This window comes from Sodalis ligni, from assembly GCF_016865525.2.
GTDB classification, from domain to species: Bacteria; Pseudomonadota; Gammaproteobacteria; order Enterobacterales; family Enterobacteriaceae; genus Acerihabitans; species Acerihabitans ligni.
In genome coordinates, this window is the sequence record NZ_CP075169.1 from 6,181,017 (window position 1) to 6,194,557 (window position 13,541).

13 protein-coding genes are annotated in these 13,541 nt (G+C 54.1%); 4 read left to right on the forward strand and 9 right to left on the reverse strand.

The window, feature by feature from the left end:
* The first annotated feature begins 143 nt into the window (after positions 1-143).
* The 4 genes from glpX (at position 144) to tpiA (ending at position 3,620) form a co-directional block, all read left to right on the forward strand.
* A complete protein-coding gene (gene glpX / locus GTU79_RS28670; RefSeq protein WP_132924322.1) occupies positions 144-1,154 on the forward strand; it encodes a class II fructose-bisphosphatase in 1,011 nt (336 codons plus the stop codon).
* 179 nt (positions 1,155-1,333) lie between these two features.
* Entirely contained in the window at positions 1,334-2,080 is a 747-nt protein-coding gene (gene fpr, locus GTU79_RS28675) for a ferredoxin--NADP(+) reductase (protein ID WP_203524105.1), read from the forward strand.
* A 53-nt stretch (positions 2,081-2,133) separates the two neighbouring features.
* Positions 2,134-2,727, forward strand: a complete 594-nt coding sequence (locus tag GTU79_RS28680) for a DUF1454 family protein (RefSeq protein WP_203524106.1) — start codon at positions 2,134-2,136, stop codon at positions 2,725-2,727.
* A gap of 125 nt (positions 2,728-2,852) precedes the next feature.
* A complete protein-coding gene (gene tpiA, locus GTU79_RS28685) occupies positions 2,853-3,620 on the forward strand; it encodes a triose-phosphate isomerase (protein ID WP_203524107.1) in 768 nt (255 codons plus the stop codon).
* A gap of 299 nt (positions 3,621-3,919) precedes the next feature.
* Here the strand turns inward: tpiA and rbsR are convergent, their stop codons facing one another.
* From rbsR to cpxP, 9 genes are all read right to left on the reverse strand, one after another.
* Positions 3,920-4,921, reverse strand: a complete 1,002-nt coding sequence (gene rbsR / locus GTU79_RS28690; protein WP_214513585.1) for a ribose operon transcriptional repressor RbsR — start codon at positions 4,919-4,921, stop codon at positions 3,920-3,922.
* 1 nt (position 4,922) lies between these two features.
* Positions 4,923-5,849: a ribokinase gene (gene rbsK / locus GTU79_RS28695; RefSeq protein ID WP_203524109.1), complete on the reverse strand. Its 927-nt coding sequence runs from the start codon at positions 5,847-5,849 to the stop codon at positions 4,923-4,925.
* 84 nt (positions 5,850-5,933) lie between these two features.
* On the reverse strand, positions 5,934-6,821 hold the full coding sequence (gene rbsB, locus GTU79_RS28700) for a ribose ABC transporter substrate-binding protein RbsB (RefSeq protein ID WP_132924312.1): 888 nt from the start codon (positions 6,819-6,821) through the stop codon (positions 5,934-5,936).
* 23 nt (positions 6,822-6,844) lie between these two features.
* Complete coding sequence (gene rbsC, locus GTU79_RS28705) at positions 6,845-7,813, reverse strand: ribose ABC transporter permease (protein ID WP_132927943.1); 969 nt, start codon at positions 7,811-7,813, stop codon at positions 6,845-6,847.
* Positions 7,813-9,324: a ribose ABC transporter ATP-binding protein RbsA gene (rbsA, locus tag GTU79_RS28710; RefSeq protein WP_203524110.1), complete on the reverse strand. Its 1,512-nt coding sequence runs from the start codon at positions 9,322-9,324 to the stop codon at positions 7,813-7,815. Before rbsA ends, rbsC begins: the two co-directional genes overlap by 1 nt.
* A gap of 7 nt (positions 9,325-9,331) precedes the next feature.
* On the reverse strand, positions 9,332-9,751 hold the full coding sequence (rbsD, locus tag GTU79_RS28715) for a D-ribose pyranase (RefSeq protein ID WP_203524111.1): 420 nt from the start codon (positions 9,749-9,751) through the stop codon (positions 9,332-9,334).
* Positions 9,752-10,208: 457 nt separating this feature from the next.
* A complete protein-coding gene (locus tag GTU79_RS28720) occupies positions 10,209-11,198 on the reverse strand; it encodes a sulfate ABC transporter substrate-binding protein (RefSeq protein WP_214513586.1) in 990 nt (329 codons plus the stop codon).
* A 177-nt stretch (positions 11,199-11,375) separates the two neighbouring features.
* On the reverse strand, positions 11,376-12,338 hold the full coding sequence (gene pfkA / locus GTU79_RS28725) for a 6-phosphofructokinase (protein ID WP_132924304.1): 963 nt from the start codon (positions 12,336-12,338) through the stop codon (positions 11,376-11,378).
* Positions 12,339-12,992: 654 nt separating this feature from the next.
* Positions 12,993-13,490 carry a cell-envelope stress modulator CpxP gene (gene cpxP, locus GTU79_RS28730; RefSeq protein WP_203524112.1) on the reverse strand — a complete coding sequence of 166 codons (498 nt, stop codon included), beginning with the start codon at positions 13,488-13,490 and terminating at the stop codon, positions 12,993-12,995.
* Positions 13,491-13,541: the final 51 nt, after the last annotated feature.

The window sequence follows — 13,541 nt, forward strand, 5'->3', positions numbered from 1 at the left end:
GGCATATGGCCCATTCAATGAATGGGCCTTACTTTTTCGGAAAAATCATAGATTCGGGCAAATCATAGACCACCCGGAAAGCGTGACGAATGTGATAAACTTTGCGGCAAACTTCAATTTAAGTTGCGACGCAAGGTTTAGCCATGAAACGTGAATTAGCCATTGAATTTTCCAGGGTAACGGAAGCCGCCGCGCTGGCGGGCTATTGCTGGCTCGGCCGCGGCGATAAAAATGCCGCCGACAACGCCGCGGTCCAGGCCATGCGCATCATGCTCAATCAGGTGGACATCGATGGCCGTATAGTGATCGGCGAAGGGGAAATCGATGAAGCGCCGATGCTGTATATCGGCGAAGCGGTGGGCACGGGCCGGGGCGATTCGGTGGATATCGCGGTGGATCCCATCGAAGGAACCCGCATGACGGCGATGGGCCAACCCAATGCCTTGACCGTGATGGCGGTGGGGGAAAAAGACAGCTTTTTACATGCTCCCGATATGTATATGGAAAAAATAGCGGTGGGACCGGCGGCCAAAGGCGTTATCGACCTCGAGTCGCCCCTGGATGAGAATCTGCGCAACGTTGCCCGCAAACTGGGTAAACCATTGTCGCAGCTTACGGTCATCATCCTGGCCAAACCTCGCCACGAACAAATTATCGCCGAACTGCAGCAATTGGGCGTACGAGTGTTTGCCATTCCTGACGGCGACGTGGCGGCGTCCCTGCTCACCTGCATGCCGGACAGTGAAGTGGATGTCATGTACGGCATCGGCGGCGCGCCGGAAGGGGTGATTTCCGCGGCGGCAATCCGCGCCATGGACGGCGATATGCAGGGCCGCCTGCTGCCCCGCCATCAGGTCAAAGGTAACAGTGAAATAAACCTGCGCATCGGCGCCGATGAACTGGCCCGCTGCGCGGCCATGGGTATCGCCGCCAATACCGTGCTGCGGCTCAATGACATGGCGCGTAACGACAATGTGGTTTTTTCCGCCACCGGCATCACCAAAGGGGATTTGCTGAACGGCATTACCCGCAAAGGTCTGCTCGCCACCACGGACACCCTGCTGATTCGCGGCAACAGTCGGACGATCCGGCGCATTTCTTCCACCCATTATCTCGATCGTAAAGATCCCGCCCTGCATCCGTTTATCCTTTAGCGCCGTTGATGGCGTCTTTCGAATGCAACTTTTTCTTAACAAGAACCGACAGCCGGGCTGGATGCAATACCGAAATTAACTGATAATGGCGCCATCGCCTTTATCAAAAGCCGCTGTGACAGAGTGGAATATAATTTGCCGGTCAGATTATTTATTGAAAGACCAAGGGGAAATGCACTATGGCTGAATGGGTTAATGGGGAAATCATACATGTTGAGCACTGGACGGAAAGTCTTTTCAGCCTGTATGTCCGCGCGCCGGTGGACGCTTTCACCGCGGGCCAGTTTGCCAAACTCGGCCTGGAGATCAACGGCGAACGCGTCCAGCGCGCCTATTCGTATGTGAATGCGCCGAATAACCCCAATCTAGAATTTTATCTGGTGACGGTACCGGAAGGAAAGCTCAGTCCGCCGCTGCATGCCATGCAACCGGGCGACCAACTGATGGTTACCAAAGAAGCCGCCGGTTTCTTTGTCCTTGACGAAATTCCCCCCTGTGAAACGCTGTGGATGTTGGCCACCGGCACGGCGTTGGGCCCGTTTCTGTCTATTTTGCAATTTGGAGAAGGGCTGGAGCGCTTTAAAGATATTGTCCTGGTGCATGCGGCGCGCTATGCCCGCGATCTCAGTTACCTGCCGTTGATGCTTGAACTGCAGCAGCGCTATAGCGGCAAACTGCATATTCAGACCGTGGTCAGCCGGGAAACGGTGCCCGGTTCACTCACCGGCCGTGTTCCGGCGCTGATCGCCGACGGTTCGTTGGAACAAGCGGTAGGAGTGGCACTGAGCGCGGAAAATGGCCATGTCATGCTCTGCGGTAATCCGCAAATGGTGCGGGATACTCAGCAATTATTGAAAGAAACGCGCGAAATGCGCAAACACCTGCGGCGCAAGCCGGGTCATATCACCAGCGAGCATTACTGGTAACCGGTGAGACTCGGTCTGATGGGTATCGCATAGAGTGGTTAACGGGGTTATAAATGGATAGGAACCGGTTCATCCGCTTCGCCGCCGCCAGTCTGCTGCTGGGCGTTGCCTGGACACATGTTCTGGCCGCCGATACCTCCGCCGCGGCAACGCCGGTGGCGCCATACCTGTTGGCCGGCGCACCGACGTTCGATTTAACCATCGTTAAATTTCGTGAAAGATATAACGACCATAACCCCAACTTACCTATCGGTGAATTTCGATCCATTGATAACCGAAACGATCTTATCAACCTGACCCGCGCCGCCAGCAAGATTAACAGCACGCTCTACGCATCCACCGCCCTGGAAAAGGGCAGCGGTAAAATAAAAACGCTGCAGATTACCTACCTGCCGGTGGTAGGCGGCGGCGAAAAAGCCGCCCGCGCCACCGCCATCAGCTATATGGCAGCGCTGGTGCGCGAGTTTGAACCCGGATTAACGGTGGAGCAAAGCACGGCCCGGGTCATGGATTTATTAGCCAAAGGCCGGGGCGCCCATTTTTTTCAGCAATCCTGGGGGCCGTTACGCTATGTGGTGGCGGATGATGGCGATAAGGGCCTTACCTTTGCCGTCGAGCCCGTTAAACTCGCTTTAGCCGAGTCTTGATCCTCCCGCGTTTGATGACGAAAAACAAAGCCACCACAGCATTAAATCTCTATACTATGGGTCAGGTAAGAGTGCCTTACGGCAATCAATTTTCGCTTCGCGTTCCTGATTGGAGATTATAAAAAATGCGACATCCGTTAGTGATGGGTAACTGGAAACTGAATGGCAGCAAACATTTGGTGAACGATCTGATTACTGCCCTACGCAGTGAACTGAGTGGCGTCGTCGGCTGTGATGTGGCTATTGCGCCGCCGGTCATGTATCTGGATCAAGCCAAACACCAGCTTGCCGGCAGCCGCCTGGCATTGGGTGCCCAAAACGTCGACGTTAATCTGTCCGGCGCCTTTACCGGTGAAGTTTCCGCCGCCATGCTGAAAGACATCGGCGCCAAATACATCATCATCGGCCATTCCGAACGCCGAACCTACCATAAAGAAAGCGATGAGCTGATCGCGAAGAAATTTGCGGTACTGAAAGACGCCGGACTGATTCCGGTGCTCTGTATCGGTGAAAGCGAAGCTGAAAACGAAGCCGGGCAAACCGAAGCGGTATGCGCCCGTCAACTGGACGCCGTATTGACCACCCTGGGTGCCGGCGCGTTTGAAAACGCAGTGATCGCCTATGAACCGATTTGGGCCATCGGCACCGGCAAATCCGCCACCCCGGCACAGGCGCAAGCGGTGCATAAATTCATCCGCGACCATATCGCCAAACAGGACGCCGCGGTCGCCGAACAGGTTATTCTTCAGTACGGCGGCTCGGTTAACGCCGGCAACGCCGCTGAACTGTTCACCCAGCCGGATATCGACGGCGCGCTGGTGGGCGGAGCTTCACTCAAAGCCGATGCATTTGCCGTTATCGTTAAAGCCGCGGCAGAAGCCAAACAGGCCTGATACTGAATCAAGACGGAGACGGGAACAGATGTTCCCGTTTTTTTTTGCGCAATACCCAGCCATGAACAGCCCATCTTGAACAGCGCGAGAACATGCAACGGCCGGGTCGCATCGGCGAAAGCCGGCTGAATACCTCATGGCACGACCCGTGATCGCCAGAGGTTAAACCGAGCGTATTAAAGGGAGACCGTGCTGATGGGGTCGAAGCGGGCGTGGTTTTACCGCCCGCCGGAGCGCCCCACAGCTCGGTAGGCCCGCGATCACCGGCGGTTAAACCAAGGGGGACGGGGCAGGCGCCATCATCGACGCCCCACCGACGCCCGCTCCACCAGTTCAGGGGTCAGCACCAGCACTTGCGGTTCAGTCTCGGGATTTTGCAGCCGATAAAGTAAAGTATCAATGGCCAGCTCGCCAAGAGAATCTTTCGGCTGATTAATGGTGGTCAGCGGCGGAGTAAGGTATTTGGCCAGCTCGATATCGTCATAACCCACCACCGCCATATCTCCCGGCACCGATAGCCCGGCCTGAAACAGCCCCTGGCAACCCCCAACCGCCACCGCGTCATTGCCGGTGAAAACCGCATGGGGCGGTTCGGGCAACGCCAAAAGCTGTTTCATCGCCGCCACACCGCCGCCAAATTCAAAATCGCTGAACACTTCATATCCGGCCGGAATAACCAGCCCGGCGCGATTCATGGCGAGACGATAGCCCTCCAACCGGTGGCGGGCAGTGGTTTTATCCTGGGGACCGGCAATACAGGCAATTTTATGATAGCCACGGGAAATCAGATAACGGGTGGCCAGATCGCCCCCCAGCAACGAATTATCCTGGATGATATCCAGCGCGTCCTCAAACGGCGTCCAATCCATCATCACAATGGGCAATGAAGGATAACGACGCAACGCCAGCCGGGAGGGACGATTGTTTTCGGTACACATGATAAGCAGGCCGTCCACGCGTTTTTGCAGCAACGTCTCCATGCTGCGGCTCATGCGATCCGCATCCTCCTCGGTATTGCACAGGATCAAGCTATAACCGCGCTCATAGCAGCTGCGTTCCACCCCGTGCACCACTTCCGCATAAAACGGGTTATTACTGGAGGTTATCAACATCCCGATGGTGCGCGTCTGGTTTATCTTCAAACTGCGGGCCAGGGCCGAAGGCGCGTAATTCAGCTGTTCCACCGCCGCCAGAACCTTATCTCGCACCGCATCGCTGACAAAACGATTGTCATTGATCACATGAGAAACCGTGGAGGTTGAAACGCCCGCCAAACGGGCGACATCTTTCATGGTGGACAAGCTAGTCTAACCCTTGCAAAAAGGCGTCGATTTCTTGGCGCCAGGGAATGGACGGCTGCGCACCCGAGCGGGTGACCGCAATGGCGGCGGCGGCATGGGCAAATCTCACTGCCTTGTCCATATCTTCCCCTTCCAGCAATGCCGTAACCAACGCGCCATTGAATGTATCCCCCGCAGCAATGGTATCCACCGCGTCGATCTTAAACCCCGGGATCAGTTTGCCATGACCCTGCCGGCTAAGCCATACGCCGCGGCTGCCCAGGGTAATCAATACCGTGGGAATGCCTTTGCCATGGAGTATTTGCGCGGCGCGGGCGGCGGAGGCGTCATCATTGATTGCGACGCCCGTCAGACGTTCCGCTTCAGTCTCATTCGGCGTGATGGTATCCACCAGGGCCAGCAACGGGTCCGGTAACTCACGGGCCGGAGCCGGATTCAGAATAACCTGCGTCTGATGCAGCTTTGCCAGCTTGGCGGCGGCAATCACCGTCTCCAGCGGCGACTCCAGCTGCATCAGCAGCACGGAGGCGTCGATAATCTTTTTCTCGTATCGCGCCAGATAATCCGGCGTAAGCGCGGCGTTGGCGCCCGGATCGATGGCAATCACATTCTCACCATCCCGGTTCACGAAAATCAGCGCAACGCCGGTGGTTGTGCCGGGGCTGGCTTCCACCGATCCGACACCGATGTTGTCCGCCGCCAACTGCTTACGGATACGCTGCCCTATATCATCCTCGCCGACGCAGGCGACAAAATCGATATTCGCCCCGCTGCGCCCGGCCGCCACCGCTTGATTGGCGCCTTTACCGCCGAAAGCGACGGTATAGTTTTTTCCAATAACCGTTTCACCGGGACGAGGAAATTGCTCAAGGTTGAGGATATGATCGGCATTGATACTACCCAGCACCACCAGCTTGTTTGTCGCCATCGTATTTATCCTGATTGAATGCGTTATCGTCCCCCGGCTGGCGGGTCGATAACGCAATACCTTGCTGTAGAAAGTGAACCGGCGTTATTTCGTGACCAGCTTAAGGGCTACCGGGATTATGGCATCCACCTTGCCGCCTTTTAATACTTTGTCTGCGGTTTCAACACCGATAATACCGATTTGATCGGGCTGCTGCGCCACGGTGGCGGCCATTCTTCCGCTTTGCACCGCTTTGAGTCCATCCGCCGTACCGTCAAAGCCTACCACCAACACATCGGTTTTATTGACGGTTTGCAGGGCACGCATCGCGCCTAAGGCCATTTCGTCATTTTGCGCGAATACCGCTTGTACCGTCGGGTGGGCGGTCAGCAGGTTCTGCATGACGTTAAGACCTTTGGTGCGATCGAAATCAGCCGGCTGGCTAGCCAACATGGTGAATTTGTATTGATCGGCGGATTGCTTGAATCCTTCGCCGCGTTCACGGGCCACTGAGGTGCCGGCAATCCCTTCAAGTTCAATAACCTTGGCGCTGTTACCCAGTTTTTGCCCGATAAAATCACCCGCCATTTTGCCGCCGACCCGGTTGTCCGAGGCGATATGACTGACGATCTGGCCCTTGTTCGCCTTACGATCCAGGGTGATGACCGGGATCTTGGCTTGGTTGGCCAGGATAACGGCATTGCCCACCGCATCGGAATCCGTCGGGTTTATCATGACCAGCTTGACGCCGCGCACCGTCAGATCCTGCACGTTAGCCAATTCCTTGGCCGGATTGTTTTGCGAATCGAGGACTACCAATTGATAACCCAGTTTATTCGCTTCCTGTTGCGCCCCGTCTTTCATCGAAACAAAGAACGGATTGTTAAGAGTGGAAACCACCAGCGCAATAGTATCTTTTGCCAGGGCGTTGGCGCTGAAAGCGGCGCTTAACGCAACGGCGGACATCAAAACAGCTAATTTTTTCATTTTCATCTTTATGTTTCCTGCAGGGGAGGTTATTTACTGCTTTTGTTATCTACCAATACCGCCAACAAAATGACGACAGCCTTTACAATCATCTGATAGTAGGAAGAAACGCTTAATAAATTCAGTCCGTTATTCAAAAATCCGAGGATCAGCGCGCCAATAAGGGTTCCCATGATGCGGCCTTTACCGCCGGACAGGCTGGTTCCCCCCAGCACCACGGCGGCAATGGCATCCAGTTCATACCCGGTACCGGCGGTGGGCTGCGCCGAAGAGAGCCGGGCCACTTCAATCACGCCGGCCAGCGCCGCCGTCAGCCCGCACAGCGAATAGACGATGACCTTGACCTTATCAACGCTGATGCCCGACAACCGCGTCGCGGCTTCATTGCCGCCCAACGCGTAGATATAGCGGCCCAAACGGGTGTGGTGCAGCATGTACCAGGCGGCGAGAAACACCACCGCCATAATCCACACCGGCGTAGGCACGCCCAGCGGACGGCCGATACCAAACCAGCCGAACGCATCGGCCGCATCGCTGAAGCCGGTATTCACCGGGCTGCCGTCGGTATATACCATGGTGACGCCCCGCAGCAGCAGCATCATCACCAGGGTCGCGATAAAGGCCTGCACCTTTCCTTTCGCCACAATGACCCCCGTCACGGCGCCGATTGCCGCGCCCAGCAATAGGGAGGCTCCCACCGCGACGAACACGTTGATTTCAAGCCCCACCACCGACGCGGCCACCGCACCGGTCAGGGCCAGCAGCGAACCCACGGAAAGATCGATACCGGCGGTCAAGATCACCAGCGTCATGCCCACCGCCATAATGGCGTTCACGGAGGTCTGTTGAAGGATATTGAACAAATTATTGAGGCTGAAGAAGTTCGAACTCATGGAAGACACCACGGCGATAAGCACCAGCAGCGCAATCAATGATTTCTGTTCTAATAGCCAGGTTTTGCTGAAACCGCGTTTAACGGGAATAATCCGGGTACTCATCATTGATTCTCCTGCTGGGTACTGTATTGCTTACCGACGGCCGCGGCCATCAGGACCTCTTGAGTGGCCTGCCCTATGGGGAAAATGCCGCTTAAGCGGCCCTCATGCATCACCATCACGCGATCGCTCATTCCCAGCACTTCGGGCATCTCCGAAGAGACCAAAATGATACTGAGCCCTTCTTCTTTGAACTGATTGATTAATTGATAAATCTCTTTTTTAGCGCCGACATCGACGCCGCGGGTCGGTTCATCCAGAATCAATACCTTGGGCCGGGTCATCAAGCCGCGGGCAATGGCAACTTTTTGTTGATTGCCGCCGGACAGCAGGCCTATCGGCTGCTCCATCGAGGGCGTTTTGATATTGAATAAACGAATAAAATCCCCTACCGCCTGCTGTTCTTCCGCGTGTTTCAATCCGCCGCCCTGACGGCTGAAATAGCGCAGGGCGGTGAGGGTCATGTTCTCCTTCACCGACATCCCCAGCACCAGCCCGTCCCGCTTACGATCTTCGGAAATGTAGACGATACCGTTAGCCAACCCGTCCTGAGGGGTGCGGGTCATAATGGCTCGCCCGTCCAGCACTACCGTGCCGCCGGTGCGTTTCGCCGCGCCATAGAGGGTTTTCATCAGTTCCGTGCGTCCCGCGCCCATCAAGCCCGCGACGCCGAGGATTTCACTGCGGCGCAGCGTAAAGCTGACATCGTCGACGCCGGGGCCACTAAGATGATTGACCGCTAGACGTTCCTCGCCGAGAGGGACTTCAATGCGCGGGTATTGCTCTTCCAGGCGACGTCCCACCATCATTTCGATCAGGGCGTCCTCCTGTAACCCGGTTACCCGGCGTTCGGCGATAAACTGCCCGTCCCGAAGCACCGTGACATCGTCGCAGATTTGAAAAATCTCTTTTAACCGATGGGAAATATAAACGATGCCGCAGCCCTGCTGCCTGAGTTCGTTTATCACGCTGAACAGCGACGCCGTTTCGGTATCGGTGAGCGCATCGGTAGGCTCATCCATGATAATGATCCGGGACTTGAAGCTGATGACCTTGGCTATTTCCACCATCTGCTGATCGCCGATGGACAGCTCCCCCACCAGACGGTGGCTGCTATACCGCAGATTGAGCCGGGCCAACAGCTGGTCAGCTTCGCTGTACATCCGTTTCCAGTCGATACCGCCGAACCGATTGAGGAATTCGCGGCCGAGGAAGATATTTTCCGCAATGGTCAACTGAGGAATAAGATTCAATTCTTGATGGATAATGCCGATACCGGCTTCCTGGGATACCTTCGGCCCGCTGAACGCCACCTCTTTTCCCAGGTATGACAGGGTGCCGGCATCTTTGCTGTAGATGCCGGTCAACACTTTCATCATGGTAGACTTGCCGGCGCCATTCTCTCCCACCAGCGCCATAACGCGGCCGGGATAAACCGTCAGCGCCGCACCGGTAAGCGCCTTAACCCCCGGGAAGGATTTGTCTATCCCTGTCAATTGCAGTAACGGTTGCATAGATGCCTCAGAAGGTGACGCCGGAGCACAGGATGACATTGGCGAAAGGAGTGCATTCCCCACTGCGAATGATCGCGCGGCTGTATTCGGTCTGGGTTTTGAATGCCTGGTGGCTGATATACTCGATGGCAATGGTATTCCCCTGTTGTTGCTCAAGGGCCGTCAACTGATCCAGCAGCGCCTCATGCAGCTGAGGATTAATTTCCGCCATTTCCTTGGCCAAAATGGCCTTTTCTACCTGCATTTCGCTGACAACCGCGCTCACCACCTGTAAAAAGGTCGGCACACCCCGGGTCAACGCCAGATCAATCCTTTGGCTTGAAGAGGGAATGGGCAATCCCGCATCGGCAATCGTGACCTGATCCGTATGGCCCAGACGGGAGATGAGCGCAGAGACGTCAGCGTTCAGTAAAACACCTTTCTTCATTTTCCTGCCTCCACCAGCGAAACGTTTCGCTGAGGATGAAATTAGTTAAAAAAGCAGAGGTGTACAAGCGCAATCCATCAAAAATGTGATCGCCATCGAAACGTTTCGCTAGTAATAAAAATGATTATTCACACAAGCAATTGAATTTGAGAGTGAAGCAAGAAGAGGATGCTGTCGCCGGAAAAACGTGGTCCGTCAGGGCAGCGGGAAGAAGAAGTAAGAAAAAAAACCGATGCCTTATAGCCATCGGCCAGACTGCTGACAAATGCACTCGAAGTCAATAAGGCGGGGCAAGGTTGCCAGAAGAGTAAACCGTCCGCGCCATGGATGGCGCGGATCGAGCCTACAGGGATGTATTCACGGCGTGTTTACGATCTGGTAGCCTGCCCCGACCGAACACTTTGTCAACAAGCTCACCGATGGCTTATAGCCATCGGCGTTATGCTTGGGTTAACGGTTAACGCTGGTTGATTTGATCGAAGCTGCCGCCGTCGGAAAAATGTACTTTTTGCACCTGCTGCCAGCTCCCGAACACATCCTTCAAGCTGTACAGCTTGAGCTGTGGGAATTTATCGGCAAATTCCTTCGCCACTGCCGGATCACGGGGACGATAATAGTTTCTGGCCGCGATACGCTGGCCTTCCGGCGAATAAAGATAGGTCAGATAAGCGGTAGCCACGTCGCGGGTTCCCCGTTTGTCCACCACTTTATCTACTACCGATACCGTAGGCTCCGCAACAATTGACTCGCTGGGAACAACGATATCGAATTGGCCTTTACCCACCTTATTCACCGCCAGCAAAGCCTCATTTTCCCAAGCGATTAAAACGTCGCCGATGCCGCGTTCCACAAAGGTATTCGTGGAATCGCGGGCGCCGGAATCCAGTACGCTCACATTTTTATAAACCGCCTTGACGAAATCCTGGGCTTTCGCCTGATCGTTATTATTATGATGCAGCGCATAACCCCAGGCGGCCAGATAGTTCCAACGCGCGCCGCCGGAGGTCTTCGGGTTCGGCGTGATGATGGAGATGCCAGGCTTGATTAAATCAGGCCAGTCATGAATTTGCTTGGGATTGCCCTTACGTACCAGAAAAACAATAGTGGAGGTATAAGGCGCCGAGTTATCAGGCAGCCGGGTAATCCAGTTTTTATCAATCCGGCCGCGCGCTGCGATGGCGCCCACATCAGATTCCAGCGCAAATGTCCCCACACCCGCATCAATCCCGTTGATACCCGAGGTAGCCTGCTTACCTGACCCGCCGTGGGATTGCCGAATGGTGACCTTGTCGCCGGTCTTAGCCTGCCAGTATTTGCTGAAGGCAGCATTGTAGTCCTGATAAAGCTCCCGTGTCGGGTCATAGGACACGTTCAATAATTGGATATCTTTTGCCAGTGCGCTTCCCGACAATAAAATCAACAACAACCCTGCTTGCCACTTTGACATCGTTGCTCTCCCGAAGAGTCTTTTTATCACCTGAATATCGATTAAGCAGAGAGTGTCAGAAATCCTGTAACATTTTAAAGAATAAAAACGTAATTTATATAAGCAAAAGAGCTAAACCACAGAGGGTAAAAAAAACCCCCGATGACGGGGGCGTGAAATAGCGGGAAGTTGAAGCGATCAGTAGAGTTTTTTAGCACATTCCAGCAAATCACTTTTGAACGGCCGTTTCATGTTTTCTATGGCGTCGATAATGTCGTGATGGACCAATTTATCATTTTGCACCCCGACGCAGCGCCCGCCGTAGCCCTGCAGCAGCAGTTCGATGGAAAATGCCCCCATGCGCGAGGCCAGGATGCGGTCATAAGCTACCGGGCTGCCGCCACGCTGGATATGACCCAATACAGTGGCACGGGTTTCACGGCCGGTTTCTTTTTCAATATATTGCGCCAATTCGCTGATATTGCAGATATGTTCGGTGATGGCAACGATGGCGTGCTTTTTACCTTTGGCGATACCGGCTTTAATTTCATAAACCAGATCTTCCGGTTTAAACTCCACTTCCGGCAGTACGATAAATTCGCATCCGCCGGCAATGGCCGCCGACATGGTCAAATCACCGCAGTAGCGGCCCATGACTTCAACGATGGAAATACGCTGGTGTGAAGAAGACGTATCGCGCAGCCGGTCAATAGCCTCAACCACCGTTTCCAAGGCGGTGAAATAACCGATGGTGTAGTCAGTGCCGGCCACATCGTTATCAATGGTGCCGGGCAAACCGATGCAGGGAAAGCCCATTTCAGTGAGACGCTTGGCACCCATATAAGAACCGTCGCCGCCGATAACCACCAGCGCGTCGAGTTGACGTTTTTTCATGTTCTCAATGGAAATAACGCGGGTTCCCTCTTCACGGAACTCAGGGAAACGGGCCGAGCCCAAAAAGGTACCGCCACGGTTAATCATATCCGATACGCTATAGCGGTCGAGCTTGCTCATTCGATCCTGAAACAGTCCGAGGAAACCGTCATAGACGCCATAAACCTCCAATCCTTCGGAAAGTCCGGCGCGCACAACGCCCCGGATCGCTGCATTCATGCCCGGTGAATCACCACCGCTTGTCAGTACACCGATTTTCTTAATCATGACTACCTCTGAGCTTTAGCTATTATTTGTAGAATACACTATGCCGGTTAACTTTGAGGAACGGATTAAATCCGACCTATGGCTTATGGTGGAAATAGTATATCAAATCCCTTTTGCTGAATTGATTCAGGTCAGGCAATTTCCCACTATCCTCACGTTTATACCCTATGATAATGCATTACATTTACCAGTGTCTTAGCTTTTCACCACTCGGTACACCGGACAATTTGTAACCCAATGGGAAAAAGGATGGGTCTGGCTTGGCGCCGCAATTACCATAATGCCAATCATCGGCACATGCAGCACCACAGTTGATAAAAGATGTTGCAAACCGCGTGTTAGGTTATTTTCGCCAGATTGCAGAGATATGAAAGAGAGACCGGTGCCGGCCTGCCCGGGAGGCCGGCTTCCTTTGGTTTATGTCACACTTTTGCAAGACATTTTAGGATGCGGCACGGGAATATCGTAGCATTACCGCAGCGGAACTGCGGGCACTTTGCTTGAGCCTTATGTCGCCACATTCCAATGACTTGTCATTGCCGGCATTGGCTTGCTGCTTGTCGATGATTGTAGGTGTCAGTCATAAAAAAAAACCCCACCTTTCGGTGGGGGAAGACAGGGATGGTGTCTATGGCAAGGAAAAATGAAGATGTCTTATTTAAGGGTCACACTCTGTACCGGCTTCTGGGCAGAAGATGGCATCATTTCCGATATTTGCGACGCCATTTCTGCCAGGCGTTGCTGATGATTCTGATTCAAAATTTGTCTTTGCTCCGGCGTCAGCAGGTTGTACATTTGATTCCGCACTTTAGCCATTTCAACCTGGCGAACGACATTTTGCCGGGACATTTTTTCCATTTGGGCCCTAACAGCCGGCTCATCAAAATTTTCTGCTGTTACCAGTACATGCAACTGTTCCATTTCACTCACATTGATACGGGGAATATCAAGGCGAGCCTGACTCATCAAATCGCGCATTTGCTGCCGCTGGTGTTCCGTCAGCCTTACGCCTTCAAACATGCTGTAATGACTATCGCCGCATCGGTTTGCGATGTCATCCTGATGCCAACTTCCCGTTGCATTGTTCTCACCGGCCACAGTGCTTCCGGAAAAAAGAGTGGCGGCGATGAACATGGCGTTAAGTTTGTGCATCCCTAACCCCTACACCCATTACTAAGTTGCTTAACGATAAATTCATTCTAC

Excerpts from the sequence above, each read along its gene's own strand:
- rbsB (WP_132924312.1), bottom strand. The coding sequence starts at position 6,821 with ATGAAAATGAAAAAATTAGCTGTTTTGATGTCCGCCGTTGCGTTAAGC.
- fpr (WP_203524105.1), top strand. The coding sequence starts at position 1,334 with ATGGCTGAATGGGTTAATGGGGAAATCATACATGTTGAGCACTGGACG.
- rbsC (WP_132927943.1), bottom strand. The coding sequence starts at position 7,813 with ATGAGTACCCGGATTATTCCCGTTAAACGCGGTTTCAGCAAAACCTGG.
- rbsD (WP_203524111.1), bottom strand. The coding sequence starts at position 9,751 with ATGAAGAAAGGTGTTTTACTGAACGCTGACGTCTCTGCGCTCATCTCC.
- rbsK (WP_203524109.1), bottom strand. The coding sequence starts at position 5,849 with ATGGCGACAAACAAGCTGGTGGTGCTGGGTAGTATCAATGCCGATCAT.
- tpiA (WP_203524107.1), top strand. The coding sequence starts at position 2,853 with ATGCGACATCCGTTAGTGATGGGTAACTGGAAACTGAATGGCAGCAAA.
- GTU79_RS28720 (WP_214513586.1), bottom strand. The coding sequence starts at position 11,198 with ATGTCAAAGTGGCAAGCAGGGTTGTTGTTGATTTTATTGTCGGGAAGC.
- GTU79_RS28680 (WP_203524106.1), top strand. The coding sequence starts at position 2,134 with ATGGATAGGAACCGGTTCATCCGCTTCGCCGCCGCCAGTCTGCTGCTG.
- cpxP (WP_203524112.1), bottom strand. The coding sequence starts at position 13,490 with ATGCACAAACTTAACGCCATGTTCATCGCCGCCACTCTTTTTTCCGGA.
- glpX (WP_132924322.1), top strand. The coding sequence starts at position 144 with ATGAAACGTGAATTAGCCATTGAATTTTCCAGGGTAACGGAAGCCGCC.
- pfkA (WP_132924304.1), bottom strand. The coding sequence starts at position 12,338 with ATGATTAAGAAAATCGGTGTACTGACAAGCGGTGGTGATTCACCGGGC.
- rbsA (WP_203524110.1), bottom strand. The coding sequence starts at position 9,324 with ATGCAACCGTTACTGCAATTGACAGGGATAGACAAATCCTTCCCGGGG.